This window comes from Curtobacterium sp. VKM Ac-2865, assembly GCF_015350905.1.
Lineage (GTDB): Bacteria > Actinomycetota > Actinomycetes > Actinomycetales > Microbacteriaceae > Curtobacterium.
The window spans coordinates 1-419 of sequence record NZ_JADKRZ010000015.1; the positions used below are offsets into that span (position 1 = coordinate 1).

A 419-nucleotide genomic window follows, 5' to 3' on the forward strand; every position below is an offset into this window, starting at 1 on the left:
AAGGCGCAGGAGAGGGGTTCGGCGAACGCGGCGACCTGTCCGGGGAGGTCAGCGGAGACGGGGTGGGTGAGGGCCTTGGCGGGGACGAGGACGTACTCGGCCATGGCGCCGTCGTGGCCCTTGAAGCCGAACATGTCGTGCACGGCGCACATCCAGTAGGCGCCTTCGAGGCAGTAGCGGCATTCCCAGCAGGGCACGATCTGCTCGCACGCGATCCGGTCCCCGAGCGCCAGCTTCCGCTTCGTGAGCGTGTCCTGGTCGCCGGCGATGATCGTGCCGACGAACTCGTGTCCGGGGATCCGGTTGGTCTCGGCCCAGGCGGGGCGGTTCTCGTCGCCCCAGAACTTCGCGGCGCCGTGGTAGCACTTCAGGTCCGAGGCGCAGATCCCGACGGCGTCGGTGCGGAGCAGCAGTTCCCC

Annotated in this window: 1 protein-coding gene; it reads right to left on the reverse strand. The window is 69.5% G+C overall.

Going from position 1 to position 419, the window contains the following annotated elements:
• On the reverse strand, window positions 1-419 hold a 419-nt coding region (locus tag ITJ54_RS17720; RefSeq protein WP_194630619.1), incomplete at both ends, for an alcohol dehydrogenase catalytic domain-containing protein.